The 26,143-nt window shown below is 39.8% G+C and carries 18 protein-coding genes and 1 riboswitch; of the genes, 7 read left to right on the top strand and 11 right to left on the bottom strand.

What is annotated here, in order from left to right; translation table 11 throughout:
• Positions 1 to 34 precede the first annotated feature (34 nt).
• Positions 35 to 1,705: a glutamine--tRNA ligase/YqeY domain fusion protein gene (locus tag B4Z90_RS17865; protein WP_286752727.1), complete on the top strand. Its 1,671-nt coding sequence runs from the start codon at positions 35 to 37 to the stop codon at positions 1,703 to 1,705.
• A 451-nt stretch (positions 1,706 to 2,156) separates the two neighbouring features.
• Positions 2,157 to 2,822: an OmpW/AlkL family protein gene (locus tag B4Z90_RS17860; protein ID WP_070570317.1), complete on the top strand. Its 666-nt coding sequence runs from the start codon at positions 2,157 to 2,159 to the stop codon at positions 2,820 to 2,822.
• A gap of 144 nt (positions 2,823 to 2,966) precedes the next feature.
• On the opposite strand, the gene B4Z90_RS17855 is transcribed toward B4Z90_RS17860, so the two are convergent.
• The 5 genes from B4Z90_RS17855 to B4Z90_RS17835 form a co-directional block, all read right to left on the bottom strand.
• Positions 2,967 to 5,996, bottom strand: a complete 3,030-nt coding sequence (locus B4Z90_RS17855; RefSeq protein WP_286802866.1) for a DUF2723 domain-containing protein — start codon at positions 5,994 to 5,996, stop codon at positions 2,967 to 2,969.
• Positions 5,997 to 6,240: 244 nt separating this feature from the next.
• Positions 6,241 to 7,197, bottom strand: coding sequence for a methylenetetrahydrofolate reductase (locus B4Z90_RS17850; RefSeq protein ID WP_046673648.1), 957 nt, complete (start codon positions 7,195 to 7,197; stop codon positions 6,241 to 6,243).
• Positions 7,198 to 7,267: 70 nt separating this feature from the next.
• A riboswitch (SAM riboswitch) is annotated at positions 7,268 to 7,370 on the bottom strand.
• Positions 7,371 to 7,599: 229 nt separating this feature from the next.
• Positions 7,600 to 8,451, bottom strand: coding sequence for a hypothetical protein (locus tag B4Z90_RS17845; RefSeq protein ID WP_286802864.1), 852 nt, complete (start codon positions 8,449 to 8,451; stop codon positions 7,600 to 7,602).
• 110 nt (positions 8,452 to 8,561) lie between these two features.
• Positions 8,562 to 9,086, bottom strand: coding sequence for a ribosome maturation factor RimM (gene rimM / locus B4Z90_RS17840; protein WP_046673647.1), 525 nt, complete (start codon positions 9,084 to 9,086; stop codon positions 8,562 to 8,564).
• A 119-nt stretch (positions 9,087 to 9,205) separates the two neighbouring features.
• On the bottom strand, positions 9,206 to 9,727 hold the full coding sequence (locus B4Z90_RS17835; protein ID WP_070570321.1) for a 30S ribosomal protein S16: 522 nt from the start codon (positions 9,725 to 9,727) through the stop codon (positions 9,206 to 9,208).
• Positions 9,728 to 10,169: 442 nt separating this feature from the next.
• Between B4Z90_RS17835 and B4Z90_RS17830 the strand changes: the two genes are divergently transcribed.
• Together B4Z90_RS17830 and B4Z90_RS17825 are read left to right on the top strand one after the other, a co-directional pair.
• Positions 10,170 to 13,520, top strand: coding sequence for a UvrD-helicase domain-containing protein (locus B4Z90_RS17830; RefSeq protein WP_286802862.1), 3,351 nt, complete (start codon positions 10,170 to 10,172; stop codon positions 13,518 to 13,520).
• A gap of 7 nt (positions 13,521 to 13,527) precedes the next feature.
• A complete protein-coding gene (locus tag B4Z90_RS17825; protein ID WP_286802860.1) occupies positions 13,528 to 16,407 on the top strand; it encodes a PD-(D/E)XK nuclease family protein in 2,880 nt (959 codons plus the stop codon).
• 107 nt (positions 16,408 to 16,514) lie between these two features.
• Here the strand turns inward: B4Z90_RS17825 and B4Z90_RS17820 are convergent, their stop codons facing one another.
• The 3 genes from B4Z90_RS17820 to B4Z90_RS17810 all read right to left on the bottom strand — a co-directional run bounded on the left by B4Z90_RS17820 (position 16,515) and on the right by B4Z90_RS17810 (position 19,563).
• A complete protein-coding gene (locus B4Z90_RS17820; protein WP_046673643.1) occupies positions 16,515 to 17,384 on the bottom strand; it encodes a cupin-like domain-containing protein in 870 nt (289 codons plus the stop codon).
• A gap of 422 nt (positions 17,385 to 17,806) precedes the next feature.
• Positions 17,807 to 18,577, bottom strand: a complete 771-nt coding sequence (locus B4Z90_RS17815; protein ID WP_046673642.1) for a uroporphyrinogen-III synthase — start codon at positions 18,575 to 18,577, stop codon at positions 17,807 to 17,809.
• An 11-nt stretch (positions 18,578 to 18,588) separates the two neighbouring features.
• Entirely contained in the window at positions 18,589 to 19,563 is a 975-nt protein-coding gene (locus B4Z90_RS17810) for a DUF4271 domain-containing protein (protein WP_286802859.1), read from the bottom strand.
• Between the two features lie 123 nt (positions 19,564 to 19,686).
• Here B4Z90_RS17810 and B4Z90_RS17805 point away from each other — a divergent pair, with 123 nt between their 5' ends.
• The gene (locus B4Z90_RS17805; protein ID WP_046673739.1) at positions 19,687 to 20,250 is read left to right on the top strand and encodes a DNA-3-methyladenine glycosylase I; all 564 of its coding nucleotides are present in this window, start codon (positions 19,687 to 19,689) and stop codon (positions 20,248 to 20,250) included.
• 104 nt (positions 20,251 to 20,354) lie between these two features.
• Positions 20,355 to 20,852, top strand: coding sequence for a hypothetical protein (locus B4Z90_RS17800; RefSeq protein WP_070570331.1), 498 nt, complete (start codon positions 20,355 to 20,357; stop codon positions 20,850 to 20,852).
• 44 nt (positions 20,853 to 20,896) lie between these two features.
• Here B4Z90_RS17800 and hpt read toward each other — a convergent pair whose 3' ends face one another.
• The gene (gene hpt, locus B4Z90_RS17795; RefSeq protein ID WP_046673639.1) at positions 20,897 to 21,436 is read right to left on the bottom strand and encodes a hypoxanthine phosphoribosyltransferase; all 540 of its coding nucleotides are present in this window, start codon (positions 21,434 to 21,436) and stop codon (positions 20,897 to 20,899) included.
• 27 nt (positions 21,437 to 21,463) lie between these two features.
• Positions 21,464 to 23,638, bottom strand: coding sequence for a transglycosylase domain-containing protein (locus B4Z90_RS17790; RefSeq protein ID WP_286802858.1), 2,175 nt, complete (start codon positions 23,636 to 23,638; stop codon positions 21,464 to 21,466).
• Positions 23,639 to 24,162: 524 nt separating this feature from the next.
• Here B4Z90_RS17790 and B4Z90_RS17785 point away from each other — a divergent pair.
• The gene (locus B4Z90_RS17785; protein WP_046673637.1) at positions 24,163 to 25,227 is read left to right on the top strand and encodes an Mrp/NBP35 family ATP-binding protein; all 1,065 of its coding nucleotides are present in this window, start codon (positions 24,163 to 24,165) and stop codon (positions 25,225 to 25,227) included.
• A gap of 80 nt (positions 25,228 to 25,307) precedes the next feature.
• On the opposite strand, the gene B4Z90_RS17780 is transcribed toward B4Z90_RS17785, so the two are convergent.
• Complete coding sequence (locus B4Z90_RS17780; RefSeq protein WP_070561278.1) at positions 25,308 to 26,075, bottom strand: exodeoxyribonuclease III; 768 nt, start codon at positions 26,073 to 26,075, stop codon at positions 25,308 to 25,310.
• Positions 26,076 to 26,143: the final 68 nt, after the last annotated feature.

The raw sequence follows: 26,143 nt of genomic DNA, 5'->3' as shown, positions 1-26,143 counted from the left end.
CTAATATCTCGCTACGAATAATTAACTTTGTATTATGAGTGAAGAAAAATCATTAAATTTTATCGAGGAAATTGTCGAAGAGGATCTTCGAACAGGAAAGCATGGCGGACGTGTATTGACACGTTTTCCTCCTGAGCCAAATGGTTACCTCCACATTGGTCACGCCAAATCCATCTGCTTGAATTTTGGATTAGCACAGCAGTATAATGGCAAGACTAATCTACGTTTTGATGACACTAACCCTGTCACTGAGGATACCGAGTATGTTGAAAGCATCAAGAAAGATATTCAATGGCTTGGATTCCAGTGGGCAGAGGAATTATATACTTCAGATTATTTTGAGACACTATATCGTTATGCCGTTGAGCTAATAAAAAAAGGTCTAGCTTATGTGGACGACAGCACTGCTGAAGAAATTGCAGCAGCAAAAGGTACCCCAACAGAACCCGGTGTTCCGACACCATATCGCGACAGGTCTATTGATGAAAATTTGACCTTATTCGCAGATATGCGCGCCGGTAAATACCAAGATGGCGAAAAAGTACTTCGGGCAAAGATTGATTTGGCTAGCCCAAATATGCACTTGCGCGACCCTTTATTATACCGCATCAAGCACGCTCATCACCACAGAACGGGGAATCAATGGTGTATCTATCCGATGTATGATTTTGCACATGGCCAATCAGACTCCATTGAGAAAATTACACACTCCATCTGTACATTGGAATTTATTCCACATCGCCCACTTTATGATTGGTGTATAGATAAATTGGAAATTTTCCCTTCCAAGCAATACGAATTTGCACGCTTGAATATGACCTATACTGTCATGAGTAAACGTAAATTACTGCAACTGGTCAATGATAAGTTTGTTGAAAGCTGGGACGACCCGCGCATGCCTACGATCTCAGGATTGCGCAGAAGGGGGTATACACCGGCGAGTATCCGCAACTTCTGTGAAAAAATCGGTGTTCAAAAACGTGAAAACATGATCGATGTCAGTCTTTTGGAATTCTGTATCCGTGAGGATCTCAACAAAACGGCATGGCGCAGAATGGCTGTCCTTGATCCAATCAAATTGGTGATCACAAACTATCCTGATGGTCAGGTAGAGGATCTTATTGGTGAGAATAACCCTGAAGTCGAAGGCGGTGAAGGTTCACGCTCCATTCCATTTTCAAAAGAGCTCTGGATAGAGCGCGATGATTTTATGGAAGATGCACCAAAAAAATTCTTCCGTTTGGGCCCTGGACTTTCTGTACGTTTGAAACATGCTTACATCGTTACCTGTCATGATTTTGTGAAAGATGAAAACGGAAACGTGACGGAAGTTCATTGTACCTATGTTCCAAACTCAAAATCAGGAGAAGATACTTCAGGATTAAAAGTTAAAGGAACAATCCATTGGATCTCGGTTCCACATGCGAAAGAAGCCGAAGTAAGGTTGTACGACAGATTGTTCAATGATGAAAATCCTGCCGCTGCAGAAGATTTTAAAGCATCGATCAACCCTGAAAGTTTACATATTATCCAACGTGCTTACATTGAACCGGATCTGGCTAACGCTACGCCTGGAAAGGGATATCAATTTATACGATTGGGTTATTTTACATTAGACACACAGTCAACGCCAGACCATCTAGTCTTTAACCGTACGGTTACATTAAAAGACTCTTGGGGTAAGGAAGTGAAGAAAAACGCGTAAAACCGTAACTCCTAAAATAGAACAGGTCGGNNCCGACCTGTTCTATTTTAGGAGCGTTCCTATTCCATTCAATATGCATTGACATACCGGATTTGTATCCCCATTAGCCCCGCTAAACGAAACTCCAGTCCTCCCTCTTGCCCTCAACGCTCATAGGAGGTATTTCGTACACAATCCGCAGTTGCGCGAATGACATACTTTCATAACGTTTGCTCGTGCTCAGGCGAGACAAATGCGTGTAATAGGCCTATTATCCCAATGTGGCTTGAAAAACTATTACAGCGGATTTACACCTACCCATACTTTCCCATTTTTTACAACAGTAATTTATAAAGGTACATCATCTGCAATAGGAAAAACATCGTATCATTCATTTTTCAACCTGATTATCGTCACTCTTTTGCCGTGATTTTAGCAATAGTTTTACAGCAAACAAAATACCCTTAATGATATGAAAAAGCTACTTTTAATTGCACTAACACTTACCCTAGGCGCACTAAGTTTACAGGCACAAACAATCCCTAATCAACGCTGGCAAATGAGACTCAGAGGTGTGACAGTCATGCCAAACGAATCGGCCAAGATTAATACCATAGGCGGAGACGTCGACATCAATACGAAATTTATCCCTGAACTTGACTTCACCTATTTCTTCACAAAAAACATTGCGGCGGAATTGATCCTTGGGACTACAAAACATAAAGTCAATACAACAGGTTCAAATTTAACTGCCATTGGTGGCAGTCCATCCAGCAATGTGGATCTGGGGAGTGTATGGCTCCTCCCTCCCACACTGACAGCGCAATATCACTTCCTCCCCGACGGTGCCATTAAACCCTATGTAGGAGCGGGAATAAATTACACCATATTCTATAGCGTCAATGCGGGGCAAACGGTTAAAAATGTAAAATATGATAATGCTTTCGGCTTTGCGACTCAACTGGGAATTGATTTTAAGCTATCTGAAAAATATTTCGTGAATTTAGATGCTAAGTATATTCTTTTAAAGACCGATGTCAATGTGGATGCGTCAAACCTCGCCCCCAACCTATCCATACCGGCAAAAGTTGACATCAACCCATTCCTGCTCGGCTTTGGAGTCGGCATGAAATTTTAATAACTCGGCTCATTCCCTATCCTATATGTATCGAGGCCTCTTCCAATATTTTAGAAGAGGCCTCATCTGGTTTCTTATCTCAAATACGTTAATCCAATGCCCCATTAGGCGTGCCTGGTAATTTGGTTCAGTTCATCATCAAAATTATTCTACGCCGTACCAATTTTGATATTGCTGTCTCAACTGCTCAACACGTGCCAATCGTTTGGTATCCTTTGCTTCCAATAAAATAGCCTTATACCGGTCTACAGAGTCCAAGCCGGTCTGAATATCATTCCACTCAAAGCTCAGGTTTTTCTTATCCATTACCAATTGATGTAGGTATTCCATATTTTCAGCGACATAATCAAGGTTCCGGTCCATCATCCTGTTGGCCAGCTGAGGTTGCCCCGAGCGATACAGACTATCGATAATATCGGCATAATTGATGGCGTCCGACATCGCATATACGCGATCGGGCAATTGATCGTATGCTTTTTTTGCCACCTCCCCAGCTTGTTTGACCTGGCCATTGGCTAAAAGCATTCGGGCAGCTTTTCCAAATATATCACGGGCGTACATGCTTGCAAAGCGGAACGAATCTGTATCCAAGTATTGTGCATTTTTAACATTACCCCAATGATACGTATGCATAATATTGCTATATAACGCCTCCATATTAACTAGCCCACCCTGCTCACTTCGTTTTCCTGTCGACTGATCTGTAGCAGTGACAGGCATCAATCGAGAAGTAAAGCCCTCATTGACCAGGTATTTATCCAGTCCCAACTTAATATCACTTGGCAGCATATTCGAAAAATATATCGGTCTGTCCCAATGATTATTTTCAAGCACGGATAACAGGGTTAAATCCGACCTGGTCAGATGATCATTCGGAATTTCCCATTCCATTGCAGAAACTATAGCTCCCTGAAAATACGCCGGAACCGCATTTTTCTTAACCACCTCGTCTTTATCAATGCGCAATTGGACTTTCTTGGAAGGGAAATAGTTTTCCATATCACCGGAATTCAGCTGAACTTTATACTCCGGATCATCCGATGTGACAAACTGCAATAACTGCTGTATATCTACCGCATTGTCAAGTTGTCTATCTACGAAAGGGATATAATCACGAACGCCTTTTTTCGTCTTTTCAGCGGGAATGGTCACGGGGAGCCCTGCCGCTTGATACGTGGGTTGTTTGGCCTGTTGCATATACCAATCGCCTGTGAGATAGCTTAACACGACAACCCGAACATCCGGACGTACGCCCTCTACTTCTTGCAAATACCATACAGGAAATGTATCATGATCGCCATAGGTAAATAGAATAGCATTTGGAGCACAGGATTCCAAATAATTGCGTGCCATATCCCTTGCCAACGATTTCTCGGACCGATTATGATCATCCCAGTTTTGATGAGCCAAAATAATAGGGCCTCCCAACAGCGCAAAAGAAATACCTGTCGCTAAAGCATAACGTGTTTGTACAAAACGGTTGAAAAACCGAACAAATGCTATTACTCCCAGCCCAATCCAGATCGCAAAAGCATAGAAAGACCCCACGTAAGCATAATCTCGTTCCCGGGGTTGCATAGGAGTTTGGTTGAGATAAACTACGATCGCTACCCCCGTAAACACAAACAGCAAGGTCAGTACCAAGGTATAAGGTTTATTGTTTCGGTACAACCAGATCGCACCAGCTATTCCGAGTAGCAATGGAAGAAAAAAATAAGTGTTCCGGCTCGGGTCATGCTCCTGCGATCGAGATATTTTATCTTGCCCCCCTAAACGCCAATTATCCAATGGTCTGATCCCCGACAACCAGTTGCCGTCACTATAGGTCCCATATCCTTGCCTGTCATTCTGTCTACCCACAAAATTCCATAAGAAATATCGGGTATACATATCTCCCAGTTGAAAATTAAAAAAGAACTTAAAATTATCGGAAAACGTTGGCTGTTGCCCTTCTTTCAAATTGAGGTAACTTCTGTAATAAGCTTGATGGCTTCCATCTTGGCTATAGATACGCGGGAAAAAGGTTTCCTTATCAAATTGATATTTGTCTACCTGTGTGAAGGGAACATACTCCGACTTATCTTTCCGATAGCTCGTCTTACTATCGACGCCAACCACTTGCGAGTCATAATAAGGTCCTTTGAGTAACGGTTCCCGTATATATTGTTCACGGCTCAAATATCCTAAAAAAGAAAATACATTATCCGGCGCATTATTGTTCAAGGATGGATTTGCTTTCCCACGGATCATGACCATGGTGTAGGAACTGTATCCAAATAAAACAAAACAAAGAACCAGCAAGGCTGTATTGAGTGTATATTTCTGCTTTTCATAGGAATAATATAGACCGTAAATTATCAATCCCCCCAATAATAGGCACGAGAAAAAAATTCCGGTACCAAATCCCATTCCCAATGAGTTCACAAATACGAGATCCACTTTAGCCGCTAGACCGACTAACCATTGAATAATTCCCCACAAAACGGCCCCTAAGATCAGCACTCCGACGAGGAAAGCTTTTATTGTCCCTTTCGCATTAACCTGTCGCGCTCTTCGGAAATAAACAACCATCGCGATAGCCGGGATTGCTAAAAGATTTAATAGATGCACTCCGATCGAAAGCCCCATAACAAAAGCAATAAAAACCAGCCAACGATCGCTACCGTCTTCATCTGCACGGACTTCCCACTTTAAAATTGCCCAAAATACGACTGCTGTACATAACGAAGACATTGCATAAACTTCAGATTCTACCGCCGAATACCAAAATGAATCGCTGAAACTAAATGCCATTGCACCGACAACTCCTGCGCCGAAGATCTGCAGGTAGGTTGACAAAGGAGCTTGTTTGTCTTTGTTGAGTAGCTTTTTAGCAATGGCGGTTATTGTCCAAAATAAAAAGGTAACAGTAATTCCACTGCAAACTGCAGAACCTATATTCATCCAATAGGCGATCTGCCCCTTATTCCCTAAAGCGAGATTAGAAAATATATTCTGAATAAGAAGAAACAATGGTGCTCCCGGTTGATGTGCCACCTCCAATTTATAGGCACAGGCTATAAATTCACCGCAATCCCACCAGCTTACCGTCTTTTCAACTGTAGCGATATATACACAGGTGGCAATTAGTCCGCAAGCAAAACCGAGTAGAGAATTTAATCTATTGTACGTCATAAGGTCAATTGGTCTATTGTTAAAATCCTTTTTAGCACTTTAAGTTAAAAAGTTATCCTGACTCCGACACACGAATTAACACTATTTAACACCAGTACCTGACTATAAACAGGCTATTCAACGCTGAATATAGAGATCGACCTAAACCACGCTGCCGAGACTTTCAACCTATTTCAGGCTTTCACAATGAATATTATCATAAAAAAAGGGAGCTTATCTGCTCCCTTTTTTATCATTTTATGAGTTAGGCTAGTTTTTCAACAATCTTCTTTGTTGGACCAGGATTACTCATCGTATAAAAATGTAATACCGGAGCGCCAAATTTAATCAGCTCCTGACACTGTTGTACCAACCACTCTTCACCTACCTGTCTGACGTCGGCATTCGTTTTACATGCCGCGACAGCGTCACTCAGTTCCTCTGGAATATCTAAATGAAAAATTCTTGGCAAGGTCACCAATTGCTTTTTTGTTGTCAGTGGTTTTAATCCCGGAATAATGGGCACATGGATTCCATTGTCCCTACATTTTGTTACAAATTCCTTGTATTTTTCAACATTAAAGAACATCTGAGTCACAATAAACTCTGCTCCCATATCGACTTTTTGTTTCAGATATTTAAAGTCAGTATTGAAATTTGGAGATTCAAAATGCTTTTCGGGATACCCGGCTACTCCGATGCAAAAATCAGTCTTTTCCGACGTGATAATGTCTTCATGCAGATACTTTCCTTTATTCATATCGGTTACCTGTTCCAATAGGTCTGTTGCAAAAGCATGTCCACCATCGGTTGGTATAAAATCGGCATCGCCCTTACGTGCATCACCCCGCAACACCAAAACGTTATCTATCCCCAGGAAGTTCAAATCGATCAATGCATTTTCAGTTTCCTCTTTTGTAAAACCCCCACATATCAAATGTGGCACCGCATCCACTTTATATTTATTCATGATTGCAGCACATATCGCCACTGTCCCAGGACGTTTACGATAGGAAACACGTTCCAGCAATCCACTCGCATGCTCTTTATAGATATAATCTTCCCGATGGTAGGTGACGTCGATAAAAGGAGGTTTAAACTCCATCAGTTCATCCATGGTTTTAAAAATACTTTGGATGCCCTGCCCTTTCGCCGGTGGCAATAGCTCAAAAGAAAACAATGTTTTTCCTTTGGCATTCTGGATATGATCGATAATCTTCATTAAAAAACTGTTTTTAGTTTGGTTGGCTTACATCGAAACGCACACGTCGAGGAATCGTTTATCTACATGTAACTTATCTTTCCCACATGGAGTAGGGTAGAATTTAGCACCTTGAACAATACAGGTTGCTAAGGCTTCAACGGGTCTAGTCCCTCGGCCTTTCTCTATAAGCGTTGCTAATATCGTTTTAAAAAATCAAAAGACAAAAATTATTTTTCGAAAAGGCAAAAATAGCAGCAAAAAGACTTCAATAAACGATGTTTCAACGTCACTTTAGCTTTGTATCCATGCAACGACAGGATTCTTCACCATACCAATAGTTAAAGACCTAGAAAAACCAGTAGAATTAACGATCGAGGATCATAGACAGCGAAGAGATTGACTATGCCACAAGAACATTGGCTAAAGATTAGCTGCCAAAGAATTTCGTAAATTTTTGAGATAAAATGTGACCAATAAGAGTCCTGTAACATGGTACTCCTCTTTCGATCCATATTTAAATCCGTCAAATAAATAGTGATAGGCGACTAATGCCTCTTTTTCGTTGTAAAATAATTCCTTCCAAGAATCAGGAACATCTGCCCATGCCTTGAGCACAATGCCATTCTCGGCATAAATAATTGGTGATTCGACACCATCCATTCGATAATCGTGATGAGTACCAGAGCTTGATATGTGTTGGAAATAAGCGATAGAATAATCTACAAAATTCAAGGCCCTGGCTTTTATCTCCTTTTCACTTTCCGATTTTACCGGAGCATTTCGCCATAAATTCACTTGGCTATCAAATTTACTGGGCGTTTCCCGGATAAGGGTTTTATCTAACGCAAAGTTGATATAAAGTCTTTCACTAGTGGGTATACGTGCTGAGCTAAACTGTGAAAAATCACCTCTCAGCTGAACAAAATCTTTTTTTATTTTAACAATATCCAAAGCGACACTACCTTTTTTCTCATCCGTCAATTCTAATCTATCACCGTCAAATTTATACTTACCAAAGAGTAAGATATCATCAATCGCCATGACAAACTGGTCCTTATCATGAAGCGAAAGAAAGGATCGGTATAGAATAGGATCATTACCATAGGTATCTGCCTCCACATTTTGGGGAGATTCTCTTTTTAATTTATGATACTCATCATTTGGATAGCCCAATATCATTTGGTAGTTGCCTTCAGGAAACTCCTTTTTCTTCCCAAAGAAAGTACACGAAGACAATGAGAGTGTGAATAACAGCAGTAATAACGGTTTCAAAATCAATTAATAATTATGGCCAATAGTAATATTAATATATAAGGACCAAGATAAGAAATTACTGCAATAGTAAGTATAGGATATTCAATTGAATAAGCTTGGGGATATGCCTATTCCTTATACAGATCGACCAATCCCTCAGGCAATTCAACTTCAATGATCTCCTCTTCGCCATCAATTCCTAAGATCAAATCGTCGGACAGCGGAAACATCAGTTCTTTGCCATCCATATCTACTGTGGCGACAAATTGTTGTGGGAATTCCTGAACATCTGTTATTTGCCCCAGTTCGCCATGGTTTTCATCGATCACTAAAAATCCGATTAAATCAGTATATCTAAAATCATCCGGGTCTCGCTCGGGCATTTTATCATTGGAAAGATATAGCTTTTTACGAACGAGTACCTGAGCCTTATCGATATGATCCACATCCTCAAATGTTACATAAGCAGTGCTATTTTTTTGAAATTTAATGGCATCAACAAAATAAGGAACAAGCTTTTTGTTCACTTCTACAAAGACAACATCGATATCCAAACTCTCGTATTCTTCGAATTCAAAAAACAGTTGTACTTCTCCTTTAAGACCTCTTGTTTTACTGATGTAACCGATGTAAAAGCATTGATCAATAGTCATATTTTTCTTATTTGGCGATTAGCTGTGAGACATGATTTGGCAAACGATTAGCCTATTGGCTGTTTCAAAAAAAGCCGGCTCAAGATTGAGTCGGCTTTCTCGAATACTTTATGAAAGAATTAACCTTCAGTTTCTTCTGATGCAGGAGCTTCAGTCTCTTCAGCAGCAGTTTCTTCTGCTACAGGAGCATTTTTAGCAGCTACAGCAGCAGCTTTTTCTTCTTTTTTCTTAGCTTCAGCCACTAAAGCAGCTTTTTTAGCTTCAGCTTTAGTTTGTGCTAAACCATCTTTTTTACCAGAGATTCTAGCTTCTTGAGCGTCAGTCCAAGCTGTAAATTTAGCTTCAGCAGCAGCTTCATCAAAAGCACCTTTTTTCACACCACCTTGCAAGTGTTTTTTGTAAAGAACACCTTTGTAAGAAAGGATAGCGCGAGCAGTGTCAGTTGGTTGAGCACCTTTATTCATCCAATCCAAAGCTTTTTCAAAATCCAAAACGATAGTTGCTGGATTTGTGTTTGGGTTGTAAGAACCAATACGTTCGATGAATTTACCGTCACGTGGAGCGCGAGAATCCGCTACGACTACGTGGTAAAAAGGACGTCCTTTTTTACCGTGTCTTTGCAATCTGATTTTAGTTGCCATTTTTTAATTTTATTTTATGTATTCAACATATCCCCCGAGCTTCATACTAGAGGGGATGCAAAGATAGTTATTTTTTTTTAATCAGCGTTATAATTTAATAAAACTTCACTGAAAACGACAGGGTTAGCTTCTTTCAGTAACCACTTTCAGGTTAAACACGTCCTACGCACGTTAAGATTTTGCCCTTACCATACTGTAGGTGAAACAAGTCTTTCAAAAAAATCAGTGTACAAAATAGCCCTTTTCTTCAAAACTTTCGTGACTTCGCAGATACCAACAGCAATGATAGCAAACTGAAGGTTCTTTCTGGCCAATAAAATAAGACACTTTCAAAAAAAAGCTATTTTACCAAATGTAAAAGGATGAATTGTTTGCGTCCTATGCCTTCGAAATAGTCACTGACATTTTTGCCAATTCACTTTTTACTTTCTACCTTCATTCTATGAAATCTGTTGCGCCATTAAAAATACTCAAAGCTTCGGCCGGTTCAGGAAAAACCTTTAGCTTAACTTTACACTATCTCACACTCCTACTATTCAACGAGAATAGCTATAAGGAGATTTTGGCGGTGACATTTACCAATAAAGCAACCGCTGAGATGAAGGAACGTATCCTTTCGGTACTCCATGGCTTGGCAACAGGCGATCGTAGCCCTAAAATTGAAGATTTCAGAAAGCTTCTTCTCGAGCAACAGCCAGACTGGAATCCACATCTAATACAAGAGAAAGCTTACCGTGTTTACCGTCGTATCCTACATGACTATAGTCATTTTACCATAAGTACAATTGATGGTTTTTCCCAAAAAGTCATTCGTGCATTTACTTATGAACTCAATCTTGATGCAGCTTATAAGATTGAAATGAATGTCAATAAAGTGAAAAATGACTTAACAGTCATGCTTAATCAATTGCTGGATGAACGCCCCGACTTACTTGACTGGATTATAGCGTATGCGGAAAAGAAAATAGCAAAAAATGAAAATTGGAACTACCGCCAACAATTAATGAGTTTGGCAAGCCTTATTTTCTCTGAAAACTTCCAGGAATTTGACGGCTATATCAACTCTGCTAATCCCAAGGAGGTTTTTAATCTCCTGAATCAGGAGGTTGAACAGAAGATAAACTCCTTTACCGAAGCGCTCTCCATGACGATTGAAGCGTTTAGTGAAACGTTCAAAAATTTTAACATCTCCGAAAATGACCTGAAAGGCAAATCGCGCAACAAAATAATCTCCGCTAGCAAAACCAACAAAAAAACGGAAAAACTGAGCGCTTCTGAAATCGCCAAAGTATTGGAAAAATACCTCCAATTGATCGATAATGAGGATGCTTTTACAGATAGTGACAAAAATATACGTTATGATCTTATCGCCGCACTAAGCCCCATCCTGGCATCTTTCCAGAAGCTACATGATAATCTATCCGCTTACATTGCGTATCAAGCGGTACAAAATAATCTCTATTACCTACGCCTGCTCAAGGAAATGAGCGACTTACTGACACAATGGCGACGGGACAATGGCGCTCAATTAATCTCTGACTCACAAATTCTATTAAACAAACTCGGATTGGATGAAAATAGCGATCCAACATTTATCTGGGAGAAGATTGGCAATCGTTTTAACTACTTTTTGTTTGACGAATTTCAGGACACTTCGCGTATTCAGTGGAAAAACTATAGTCCGCTTTTGATTAATGCATTGGCCGATGCCAAGGGCACAGTGAGCGAACACCTGATCGTTGGTGATGTCAAACAAAGTATCTATCGCTGGCGAAATGGTGATTGGCGAATTTTACTCCAACAGGTAGAACAACAGATTGGTCATACCTTTCACCTGGACGAGGATAGCAAAACAACCTTTATCGAAAACGGGAGCCTCGAAACCAACTTTAGAAGTCTTCCAAATATCATTCATTTAAACAACTACCTCTTTAGTAGTATTCCCCAACATCTACAGCAGGTACTGAATGAAAAAGTATCCGAAAACCTCGATGAAGAAGGTAAACAGTGGTGGATTTCTGCCGGCAATGACAACATGTTGGTCAAAGCTTATGAAAACAGTCAACAAGAGGTCCCTGAGCATAAAAAAGGAAAACTTGACCAGTTAGGATCTATTGAAATCTCCTACATTCCTGTCACTGATGGACGCTATCGAAGAAATCAGGTTGTTGAAGAATCGCTCCTGCAGCTATGTCAAAAAATAGGCGACTGGATCGGCAGCGGTCGTTATCAGGCTCAACAGATCGGTATCCTGGTACGGAGTAATGCGCAGGCTAAATTGGTGATCCAAAAGCTCATGGATTTCAAAAAAGAGCAACAGCTTACATTTGAAGTGATATCAGGCGATGCATTATCCCTAGCGAGCAATGATGCTGTAGGATTATTGATCGAAACGTTGAAGGCTTTAGTCTATAATTCGGACAAACATACCATCCATAAAGCAAAGATGGTCTATCTCTACCAGCATATTCAAAATAAGACAATCGATCAAAATGCATGGTTAAAATTTGCTAGCAATGACATCCGTACCCTGAAAGATTATCTCCCTGAGGCGCTGATTGACTCCTGGGAAATGGCACAGAAGCAGCCTTTAGTCCATTTAATTGAGAAACTTATTGAAATCTACGGTTTTACAACCAAAGACAATATCCACCTCCCCTACCTCCTAGCTTTCAAGGATATGATCTCAGCTTTCTCCACCAATGGCGAACGTGGCATTATACAGTTCCTGGAATTTTGGGAAGAGGATGGCAATCGGGCTGTGCTCCCTTCCAACGGAGAAATTGATGCGATCGAGGTAACGACAATCCACAAATCAAAAGGCCTGGCTTATGATGTTGTGATGATTCCATTCTGTTCGTGGGATCTTGACGGCATGATTAATGGCGATTTTTGGATCGAGACATCAGATACCCCTTTTGCCCAATTGGGAAAAATTCCAATAAAATATACTTCCACGGTCGGCAAATCAGTATTTTTCAAGCAATATTTTGAAGAGATGCTGTTCAACTACATGGATGCCCTCAATACATTGTATGTAGCAACAACACGTGCTGTTGAACACCTCTATATTACGGCACCTTCCTTCAAAGAATCTGTTGACAAGAAGACGGGCGAAATTACTGGTTATGATATCAAAGATGAATATATCAGCGATGTACTCTATCAGGTCTTAGAGACTTCAACATCCCCGTTTACACTGGAAGAAAGAGGCATATATATCGATCAGATAATCGAACGAAAAAAAAGTCAGGCTCAAAAAAACAATATTATTTCCCTTCGCCATTATCCCATTTCCAAAGAATTGGAAATGGCCTTAGAAAAATCCAGTACGCGCAACATCAACGATATTATGATGCTGGAGAAAGCCGCGCAGTACGGCATATTGGCCCACGATATTATGGCCCAAATTTCAAAGGAAGAAGATATCCACAAACTGGTACGCCAGCTGATTCAGGAAGGCATCCTCTCCAAGGAAGAAGAGCCTTTTCTCATGCAGGAAATCAATCAGATCTGGCAGCACCCCATGATCAATAAATGGCTCACAGGAAACTATAAAATCTGGAACGAAGCGAGCATCATTACCGCCAAAGGAGAGACCATTCGTCCTGATAAAGTCTTCACTTCCAAAGAGGAAACAATTGTACTGGATTTTAAATTCACACAGACAGATTATATCGGACACAAATATCAAGTCGACAATTATAAAAAGAATTTGGAGAACCTGGGCTACAGCAACGTTAAAGCCTATCTCTACTATGCGAAATCAAATCAATTAACTGAAGTAAAATAACAGCACGATGCAAACAGCCTTTCTAAAATTAGTAGCAGCAGACATTCAAAAGCGTTTTGGAAACGACCTGAGTGAAATAGCCATCGTGTTTAATAATAAACGGCCAATTACCTATCTCAAAAAACATCTTTCTGAAGTGTACGGACAGGCCATTTGGTCGCCACAGTTCTTTACGATCCAAGAGTTTCTTAGGCTTTCGACCGATGATACCGAAGCCAGTCCTTTAACCCAATTTTTCCACCTGTTTAATATTCATAATGAGTTATTGGTTGCTGAAGGCAAACTGCCAGAAACGTTGGAAGAATTTTATCCGATTGCCGAAATTATATTGAGCGACTTCGGCCAACTGGATTACGACCTCGTCCCCATCGAGCAGATTTATTTAGAACTTTATGACAATACCAAAATCGACATCGCTTTCCAACATCTCACACAAGAGCAGCAAGGATTTATCCGTCAATTTTGGCAGTCTTTTTCTATTGCGGGGCATAGTGGAGTACAAGAGCGTTTTCTTCAACTTTGGAAAAGACTGCCCGTATTATATGATCGATTCAAAGAAAAGCTTAAAACAGAGGGCCAAACAAACTATCCGACAGTCTACCGTGATCTGGTTGAAGGTAAGGCTACGCATCAGCAGTTTGCATCTTCCTTCCAGCACATCCTTTTTGTCGGTTTCAATGCACTGAACAAGGCCGAAACAAAATTATTTAAACAATGGCGGGATGAAGGCCGTGCATTATTCTACTTTGATGCCGATGCCTATTACCTCGAAGACACGATGCAAGAGGCCGGCCTTTTTATTCGACGTAATATTTTTCAAACAGGTTTGGTCAACGCTTTAGGCGATAGCCCGAATATTATTGGCAATAGGACCTCAACCGTAAATCTATATGCCAGCACCGGAAAGATCAGCCAAACAAAATTGCTGTATGACATTCTCGAACGCAATAATAAAATGGAACAAACATCCGCCATTCTCCTAGCGGATGAAAACCTACTTGTCCCTTTGCTGCAAAGTCTACCCGAGGTCAAACCCAATATCACAACAGGATATCCCTTGACACAGTCTCCTATTTACGGAATACTAGACCTATGGCTGGAAGTCCATTTGGAGATATCCCAGTTCAAGAAACGGAAGATTCCTTATCAGATAATAGAAACCTTCATCAACCATCCGCTCAGTATGGTTTCTTTAGCCGACAAACTTCAGATTCAGAAGGAGATTGCCGATAAACAGCTCTTTGAGATTGCATTGGAGGAACTTCATATCAAAAGCTCTTTGCCTCAATTTTTTGTACCGATTGACAATTCAGCCTATTTGATACCCTCGCTCATCCTGCTCGTTGATGATCTGTTGCACAGTATTTCTTCTCAGGAGCGTATCCGCCAAATTGACAACAACCTCCTGATTGAAACAAAGAAAACATTGAATCAGCTGCTATTGGGCTTTGAAACTGTTGCTCCATTAAGTATCAGCTTCCAAATCGGCTTGATTAAAAAAGCCATCGCCCCAATAAATTCGGCCATAGAAGGTGATCCCCTAGAAGGTATTCAGATAATGGGGCTCTTGGAAAGTCGTTGTTTAAATTTTGACAACGTCTATATTCTAGGAGCAAATGAAGGCATTCTACCCAAAACGTCAAATTCACCTACTTTTATTCCTAACAGCCTAAGAAGTGCTTATGGGCTTCCCATATTAGAAAATCAGGATGCCTTGTCGGCCTATTTATTTTATCGCCATTTTCAATACAGTGAAGGAATACATATTTTCTACAATGGCTTGGTTGACGAAAGCTCTACTGGCGAAGAAAGTCGCTTTATCAAACAGCTGGAGTTTGAAAGTAAATTTAGATTTGACCGAAAAATTCAGCAACAGACCATTCAATTTGCGGATAAAGCCCAAGAAATTGTTATTGAGAAGCGTGGCGAGGTTTGGGAAAAGATGTACCAGGACTTTATCGTCAACCAGAAACGGATATCTGCAACGGCACTGACGACTTATCTGCAGTCCCCGTTGCAATTTTTTCTAAAACATATTGCCGGCATTAAAGAGCCCCCTTCCATCTCTCAGGAATTTGAGATGAATAAACTGGGAACTGTCATCCACAATGTGATGGAGAAGATATTCCTACCGTTCAAAGGACAACAGGACTTTACGCCCACAAGTGTCTTGCAGAAGCAGTTCGACAAGGTAGAGGCACAGGTGATCCGTGAAATAGGCCTGCAATATCAGATCGAATTAAAGGCAACAAATGATTTAAACAGCTTGCAGCGGATCATGCTGAAAATTGCCTGCGAGTATGTCAAGATGTATCTCGAATATGACATCAACAACTACAAAGCATTTCGGATTATTGAACTCGAGAACGACAACGATTATGTACTGCCCTTTCCTATTCAGATCAATGGAGAAGAACAACAGGTCACACTTTACGGTATTATTGACCGGGTAGACGAGGTCGTAACACACGACGATCGTATTATCAGTAGAATTGTCGATTACAAAACAGGTGGTGATTCGATCATGTTTAAAGGAATTGATCAGGTATTTGCGCCAAACACCGAAAATAAGGCGATGGTCCAAACCCTATTTTATGCCTATGTATTCGAACAGAAGACAGGAAGAAAACAACTTGAACCCCATCTCTATGTTGCGCGTAAAATGCGGGAAGAGGGCACATTATTCAGTGGTAAAGAAGGGGTATTGACCGATGAATTCCTTGCTTTCCAGAAAGAGAATTTTGTCGAATTCTTGCGGGATACTCTTCAGGAAATCTTTAATCCGGCTATTCCATTTCGACATAATCCGGACACGGTAGTTTATCCAAGCGACCCTTATACACTATTCTACCGGGAAGCGAGTAAATGGGCTGATGCAGAAGAATAAAGTACAACAAAGGCTTTAATAGGGAGAGTTCAAACTAAATGCGGTACATCAGTGGTACATAAGTGTATTTAAAAACAAAGGGGGAATGTAAAATTCCCCTTTCTATATTAACGTTTGTTTCTTTTGATTGCATTATTGGCTCGGCGTTTCGCCGTTTTGATTTTGTAGTGGAACCAATGGTCTTTGAAGATCTTTCGCATGGTATTGTCAAAATGTCTCGTGATAAACAGATTACGCGCCCCCTTCAACTTTTCACTGATCGAATTTGCTAATGCCCTAACAGAAATCGAATAGCCCTCTGTCTCATATTGAATGTAATGCCACCAGCCTGCTGGCATATATAAGGTTTCGCCAGGATGAATGACTGCTTCATAACCTTCTAGGTACTTAATTCCGGGATATTCCTCTTCACTACTATATTTTGGGTTGGCAATACTATGAAAATTGTAGGGCAATTTGTACATCAAATCAGATTGATCATTCGGAAAAAGCCAAATACGTTTTAATCCTTGAAATTGAGAGATAAATACGTGTGACATATCGATATCGAAATGATTACGGGTACTTGACCCCTCTCCACCAAAGAACATAAATGGCAACCATTGCAAGACCTTACCTCCCGTGACATCATTATAAATAACATCGTTTTTCAGTTCAGGACGTATTTTGAGCAGATTGAACAAAAACAACCGTAACTCAGTAGGTTCTTTTGTGATCAGATCCAAATACTCTGCAAATGTCATATGGCCAACAGGAGCACTGGCAGCACGGTCCATTGATTCCTCCTCTTTTCCATAGACATCTATTTTTATATCTCCTGCGATTTCCTTAAAGTAATCATAACTCCATTTCTTCCATGCTGGACTTTCTGCACTGATAAAATCTGATATAATTACAGGAAAACCTGGTTTCAGATAATTCTTTAAGAAGTCCTCTGATTGAATGCCCGAAATTTTATCAACTTGCTTTAACTTCACGACTGACTAATTTTGCTTAATTACAAACATAAAAAAAATATTTCTATCAAATTTTAAAAATATTGCCTATGCTTTATTTTTAATTGGAACAAATTACTCCTAGCAATTTAATAGAAATATATTTAAAATCTCCATGACCTTCGTCACTTTTATTACATTTTAACATCATCGATTCGACTCGCAACCATTTCTACCCCCTTAAGATAAACATATTATTCATCTATCTTTTATAAGAGGAACATACCACAGCTATTGATCATCTGCCGATACGTAAAATTGTCGTCGTACCGACATTGATTCGGAATGATAAAACGCCCTTCCCCATAGAAGTCTTTAGCGATTTTGTGGTCCTTAAAATTGCATAAATAACAAAAAAAGGGTCTTAAGAACCCTTTTTTTGTTATTTACCTTATGTTAGGCTACTACTTATTTACCTTTTTGATATATTCTTCGACAGCCATCGTCATACTTGGCGCTTTTGGTGTTGGAGCAGGGATATCTAAAATTAATCCGTGATCTAAAAGAGCCTGTTGCGTAGAAGCGCCAAATGCTGCAATCCTTGTATTATTCTGCTTAAAATCAGGGAAGTTATCATATAAGGACTGTACACTTGAAGGACTAAAGAACACGATAACATCGTAGAAAACATCTTTCAAATCCGTCAAATCGCTTACCACAGTTCTAAAAAGCACAGCTGGTGTAAATTTATAGCCGTTTTGTAGTAACCAATTACTTGTTTCCTCATTAGCAACATCCGAACAAGGGAACAAAAAATTCTCCCCTTTGTGTTTTTTCAATACCTCTTCAAGGTCTTTCGCGGTCTGTTTACCAAAGAAAATCTTCCGTTTTCTATATTGAATATACTTCTGAAGATAAAGGGCAATCGTCTCTGAAATACAGAAATATTTCATTTCTGCAGACACTTCAAACCGCATCTCTTCGCAAATTCTAAAATAATGATCTACAGCATTTCTACTCGTAAATATTACGGCAGAATAATCTGCTAGATTAACCTTATCCCTACGCACATCTTTGGCAGGAACTCCTTCTACGTGTATAAAACCTCGAAAATCTAATTTTAACCCGTATTTCTTTGCTAAATCATAATAAGGGGACTTATCGTTTTCAGGTTTTGGTAAAGTCACCAGTACACTTTTTACCTTCTTTGCTCTTTCTACGTCTGAAGTTTGCATATTAACCAGTTTTAGCTCAATAATCTTAACAGTATTAATATTGGTGCTATTTCTAGGCAACAAAGGTACAAAATTAAATAGGAAATTGAAAATTTATACATGGACATAATATGAGTCGCTGTCTTAAGAAATCGATAGAAAAAGAGTAAGGCCGCTCCAACGATGGCCAAATGCAGCACCACACCCACCGATGTCAAAGGCACAAGACTCAAAATTAATAATACAGGAAGCATTAAAAAAAGTGTATTGAAATAAATCAGATACAGCACGGTCACATATTCTTTTACCAACTTTCTGATTTGAAACACAAAGGATAAGAACCGAATAAACCCGATTTTTAGTGCAAACAAAGCGCCAACCATTCCCACAGTCTTCATATAATTGGGAAAAGTAATAAAATCAAATCTATTTAATTCATACGCATAAAATAGACTTACAAATAAGCCCATTGCCCCAGAGAATAATATAAACAGAAAAATAAATGGCCAAGATGTCAGGATCGTATCCTCCTTACTTACTGATAGTAAGACCCGATCGTCCCAATAGCCCTGAAAAACCAATTTGATATCTGACGGGAAGAATACCCGAATCATCCCAACACCAAAAATTAATGCGAGAACTGTAAATAAAATCCAATTTTCACGATGAGCCTTGAGCGTGCCATATTGCCGATCCAAATTGCTATTTCTTAATTCACCCTGAAAATACTGCTGTACATCAAAATTATAAATGTTATGAACCTTCAGCCCTTCCCCGTTTACGGTTACGATCCGATATTGATTCTGTAACGCAGGGTTCAAAGATGCCAAGACTTTCTGGTTTGGCGATTCAACAGAATCTTTTACTACATTTAGACTATCAGCCTTAACTGTGCTGCTGTTTTGTACAACCGCCCGAAAAGTTCGCCGCTGCGCATTCAATCCCGTAAAGGAAAATAGCAGAAGCACTACAAATAGAAGATGATATTTGAAGATAGTTACGCTCATTAAAATGAATTGTCTCTTAACGGCAATGAAATACTCATGAACCGTCTCTATTCGAAACTCTTTAATTTTGGTCGTAAAGTTAGGATAAAAAGTTATATTGCATTCAAAAAATCTTCAGAGAACATGTACAAAGAAATCATACGTTGTCAATGGTGCGGTTCTGATCCGCAATATGTAGACTATCACGATAAAGAATGGGGGCGACAAGTCCGCGATGACAAAACTTTATTTGAATTTTTGATCCTGGAGTCTGCACAAGCTGGCTTAAGCTGGATCACAATTCTTCGTCGAAGAGCAGCATACCAAGAAGCTTTTGCCAACTTTGATGTTGATCAAGTCGCGGCCTATACCAATGAACATGTTGCGAGGCTTTTGAGCGATTCGGGAATCATCAAACACAGGAATAAAATTGAATCCACCATTACCAATGCGCAACATTTCAAGAAAATCCAAGCAGAATATGGTAGCTTCTATGACTACTTATACAGCTTTTTACCTGAAAAACAACCGATTGTAAACCACTGGAGCAGTTTGCAACAGGTACCTGCAACGACAGTTATTTCTGATAAGATAGCAAAAGATATGAAGAAAAGAGGGTTCAAATTTTTCGGCTCTACCATTTGTTATGCGTATATGCAGGCCGTTGGAATGGTGAACGACCATATCGAAACCTGTTCGTTTAAATAGGCTAGCCAGTAAAATGCGCATCGATTTCTCAAATCAATTTGAAAGAATCAAAACAAGTGCTCTACCCCATAAAAAACGAACCTTTAAGAACAGAAATGCCAGCTATGAATCAAATCGACCTAACACAAAACCAATTGGTATTAAAAGAAAAAAAGGGACCGCTAGTTGCCAGAATATTCATCTATTTACTGACTATAATGACGATAATTCTCCCATTAGGCGGCTTCATTGCCAATGTTCTCAATGACGGGGTAACACTTATGAGTGTTGTCTTCTATGGTATATTCGGATTAATAGCATGGTATATGATCCGGGTTTCACTATGGAATACCTATGGCACTGAAATTATTCATTTTCAAAAAAACAAATTTAATTACGCAGCTAACTACCAATGGTTTAAAGGAAGTCTAAAAGAATTTGATTTTGAAAAGATAGACTTTACAATACAAAAAGCGGGCTATGAAGAAGATCATAAAGGTGTCTTGGTCATTAAATTTGATGAAAAGGAAATGTTTGAAACTGTCTCTAAATTCCCCTTGTCTGATCTGGAAATTTTGCTCATCAATCTGAAAGCATTATACAGCGATCAAACGCTTGAATAGAGCGAAATTCTACCATTAAAATCTAACGATCACTTGATAGCACATTAGATTGCTACGTTTTTATAAATATCGGGGAGATTCCGACAAAGACCATTAAAGTCCATACCATACCCAACTACAAATTCCTTACTTATTTCAAAGCCAACATAAGTTAATTCCTCAAAATGATACTGCAGTGCCTCAGGTTTAACCAAAAGTGCGCAAGCAATCACACTGGCTGGATTTAATTTTTTTACAGCATCCAAGGTGTATTTGAGTGAATGCCCGGAGTCGACAATATCTTCTACAATAATCACATCCCGGCCTTCAAGGTCGATACCAAGGCCTAAAAGCTCGTTTAATTCAGATTGTCCCGTTCCAATATAAGATGCCAACTTAATAAAGGACATCTCACAAGGAACATCAATTTGCTTAAGCAAATCTGCCATAAACATAAAACATCCATTCAAGACACCTATAAAAACAGGCAGTTTGTGTTCATAACGCCGGCTTATATCAATCCCCATTAGGCGCACTCGCTTCTGAATTTGTTCTTCTTCAAATAAAGGTTCGAAAAGCAATCCGTCAATTTCTATCTTTTTCATGTTAATGTCCTTCTTTCGCCACAAACACTATTTGTGTGCGTCGTTTTGTTTTTCTTCTTTTTTACGTCCCAATATCTTGTCAAATAGCGATCGTTTTGGTTTCTCTGGTTCAGTCGCCTCCTCATCTTTCTTTTCCGTTAGATCCATTTGTTTTAGCTTCTTTGGAACAGATACACTTTCAAGATTATCGGCAGGAGAGCTACTTTCGAGACGATCGAACAACAATGGATCATCTCCCATATAAAATACATCAACCGAATCTACCACAGCTGGTCGAGCTGCCCGCAGATGCGGTTGCAGAACAACTTCATAAAAACCATAATTTGAAGTTGTTGAATCCACACTAATCTGCCCTGTTTTGGTCATAATATGACCATAGGTATTAAAATAGCGCAACATATTCCCTTTCAGGTGCCCTGTCCAATCAAAAAAGTTGAGTCCTTTTTTAGGTCGTGGAACGATACTGGACAAAAATATACTCTCTCCAAGCCCCAACTGTGCCGGTGTTTTTCCAAAATAATAACGCGCAGCTTCGGTGATACCATATACATTATTCCCCCATTCGATGACATTCAGGTAAACCTCGTACATGCGTTGTTTGCTGACTTGCTGTGAACGCTCCATCAGCCATACCAGCAAAATTTCTTCCAGCTTCCGCACAACGGTCTTATTCCGATTTAGAAAAACATTTTTTACCAGTTGCATAGATATCGTACTCGCCCCGCGCTTAAACCCTTTTTCCTTGATATTTGTAGCAATGGAGAGCTTAAAAGCCTTCTCCTCAAAGCCCTTGTGTTTAAAGAAAAAGGGGTCTTCTGTATTGATCAAACTAATCTGCATATAACGGGATATTTGATCTAGCGGTGTAAAATTAGGGTTTTGAGGCCCCACCACAATCTCCCGCATCGGCTTACCATCTTCGTAAGCTGTATACGTGAAAGGCGTATTTAGCATCGCAATATCAGCCTCTCCCCATTTAACGACTTTTAAATCCCTATCATCCATTTTGGAAGAGAAAAGAAGCTTTTCGGGCTTTTTTATTTCGAGCGCAAAGTTTAGATCGTATTGAATATGCCCCTCCACCTGAATACCGTCTAAACCTGGAAATAATCCAACTGGCATGGCATCAAAAAAGTGCTGAGCCTCGATCTTATCTGTGTGAATAGCGAAGAAGAGCTCTTTCTCCGGCTTGTGCACATACTTGACATAAGGGGAAAACACAAAATCTTTGACCTGTACGGTACTTTCTTTACTCACTTCAATCGATGATGCTCCAATATTCAATGCCCCCTGCATGATGGCTTCAGGAAAGATGACATCTTTACTAGAAATACGCCAGTGATTTACTTTCAAATTTTTAAAGCCCCATTGCCCATGCAATTCCAGCAATTCCTTATTCCTCCTGTGCGCCTTGTCCAGTCGGAAGGATATTTCATCAAAACTTACTGCAAGACCAAATTTGCGTTGCAACAAGGGAAGATTGACCTCCTTTTTATCAGAAAAAAGGCGAAGGTCACATTCTTGATTATCCGAATCTATTGTTCCAGTCAGATTCCAGGCCGCTTCATGGTCGTTTAGCAGGAACTTCGTTTCCATATCTCCACCGTCGATCACCGCAGAGGGAATGACAATGCGCTGTGAAGTGCTGTCATCGCGATAGGAAAGCTCAAGATTCTTGAGATCAAGATCATTTGGAACCTTAAAAAACACATTTTTCAACAATCGATCTGCTAAAGCTGCCAGATTCTGTTTTGGATTATCATTTTCTACGGTATCTTTTTTCTGTTTCTTGAATAAGAAATCGTAGTTACTGACCGAGTCTTTTTTAACAAGAGAAACGGTCCCATTATCCAAAATAACCTGCCCCAATTTTACGTCTCCGAATAGCAAAGGCCACAATTTTACAGATACCGTAAGATCATTGATTTGTGCCAATTGATCGCGATGTCTGGGCAAAAATTGTATATTCTTAAACTGTACTGCACTAATTCCCTGGAAGGCATAATATTGGATCTTCAATTCCATATCATACTTTTCAAGCAACTTTGCTTTCGCTTTGTTGATTGCTCCCATGAGCATGGCATCTCTTTTCTGATAAGCATAGGTACCAACTGCAATAGCCAAAACCAGCATAGCAGCTAGCGCAATATAAAGCCATCGCCACTTGCGGGACTTAAAAGATGTTATAAATCGATTGGACATAATTATTACTTAATGCAAATTCGTGCATATCAACAGTCAAACTTAGATAAATTAGCTTTTATATGCAATTTAATTGCGTGGCATATATACGTAATTTATCGATCTCTCCTCTGCCTATTGAGGAATTTATTTATTGAGGAAATATACATGAAGTTTTTCTAAGCACACATAGACGGATAAAAATGATAAAAGCCATTCCGACCAATGGCATGACAACTTTCCAATAAGCTTATTTTCTAGCAGGAATTTACAACTTATTTTATAGGGATTTAAAACGGGTTTTATAGGGGTTCATCCGAATGAAGTCCGAATGAGATCCCTATCAGGTCCCTATCAGGTCCCTATTAGGTCCGTTTAAAGAATAGGAATACTCACTTCATGTTTTGAACCTGAACTATGGAAGATTAATGTCCCATCCCTTTTAGTGTAATACAGCTTTCTAAATCCCATTAAAAACAAAGAAATGACATGAAATTGATCTGCAATGAGTAGTTTTGTAATCCGTGATTACAAATGAATAACAGATGGTTACCAAAGAACAAGTATTAAATGCATTATCCTATGTTGAAGAGCCTGATTTGAAAAAGGATCTTGTAACATTGAATATGATTCAAAATATCGAAATCGAAGGCCAAAAAATTTCTTTCGATGTCATTTTAACTACGCCAGCTTGCCCGCTTAAAGACCATATTGAGCATGCTTGTCGAAACGCTATAGCCCATTTCATCGACAAGAATCTCGAAGTTCAGATCAATATGACTTCCAATGTGATTGGGAAGCAAGGCGCACAAGTGTCGGGTATTAAAAATATCATTTTGGTATCTTCAGGCAAAGGTGGAGTTGGTAAATCTACGGTTGCCGCCAATCTAGCTCTTGCTCTCCATGCTAAAGGTGCTAAAACAGGACTTTTAGATGCCGATATCTATGGACCATCGCTTCCGATTATGTTTGGATTGGAAGGCGCTAAGCCAGGTTCGGTAGAAATGCCAGACGGACAGGTTAAAATTGAACCGCTTGAAAAATTTGGGCTGAAATTACTTTCAATAGGATTTTTCACCGATCCAAACCAGCCTATTCCATGGCGTGGTCCAATGACCACTTCAGCAATCAAGCAGCTTTTTAACGATGCGCATTGGGGCGAACTGGATTACTTGGTCGTTGATATGCCTCCAGGCACTGGTGACATCCATATCACCGTATCGCAGACATTCCCTATTGCCGGAGCTGTGATTGTCACTACGCCGCAGCACGTTGCCCTGGCCGACGCCGTCAAAGGAATTGGAATGTTCTTAATGGATAGCATCAATATTCCATTATTGGGCGTCGTAGAAAATATGGCCTATTTTACCCCGGCTGAGCTGCCAGAGAATAAATACTATATTTTTGGTAAAGACGGTGGAAAACGTTTAGCAGAAGAATATAAAGTTCCTTTCCTTGGTGAAATCCCTTTATTAAAAGGCATTTCTGATGCTGGAGATAATGGTTTCCCAGTTGCCATAGATACCGAAGATCCTGTAACGAAATCATTTTTAACGATTGCAGAGAAAGTTGCCCAGCAACTTTCCATTATCCATAGCCAGGGGAAATAATTAGTTAATAATGTCCCTCGTGCTTCACAAAAAAAGGCTTTCATGCATATGAAAGCCTTTTTTTGTGAGATGCCATCTAATTAGACGGCAAGCTCCAACAATACCGGGCAATGATCGGAATGGACAGCATCTGGCATTATGCTGGACGATTTGATTTTCTCTGCCAGAGGTTTTGAAACCATATTATAATCAATACGCCAACCTAGGTTTTTCGCACGTGCTCCAGCACGGTAACTCCACCAACTGTAATGGTGCGGATCCGGATTTAAATGGCGAAAAGAGTCGATATAGCCCGAATTAATAAAATTCTCCATCCATTCGCGCTCCTCTGGAAGAAATCCCGAAGAATTTGCATTTGATTTTGGATTGTGAATATCAATAGCACGGTGACAAATATTATAATCACCACAAACGACCAAATTCGGTTTTTCGACCAAAAGCTTATCGCTATATAACTGAAAATCCGCCAGAAAACGGTATTTAAAATCCTGTCGCACGTCTCCTGTCGTACCTGATGGAAAATAAGTACTCATCACGGAAACCTGATCAAAATCAGCACGGATAATACGTCCTTCAAAATCATAATCTTCATGGCCGCAACCATACTCAATATGCTTAGGTGTGATACGCGTAAACAAGGCGACTCCGCTATAGCCTTTTTTTTGAGCGGGATACCAGTAATGCTCATAGCCCATCTGTTCCAACAAAGCAATTTCAGGAATTTGATCCGGTGTAGCTTTAATCTCCTGAAGACAGATGACATCTGCATTTACAGTTTTCAACCAGCCTAACCAATCTTTCTTCAAGGCTGCACGTAAACCATTCACATTATAGGTTACTATTTTCATTTTTTGAATATTGAGATGCTAAATAATAAAGGAAAAAGCTCTTCAACCCCTGATTTGCGAATCATAAC

Source organism: Sphingobacterium sp. UBA5639, from assembly GCF_002421245.1.
Taxonomy (GTDB): Bacteria; Bacteroidota; Bacteroidia; order Sphingobacteriales; family Sphingobacteriaceae; genus Sphingobacterium; species Sphingobacterium multivorum.
Note: the sequence above shows the minus strand (reverse complement) of the source record. Positions and strands in the feature narration are given on the sequence as shown.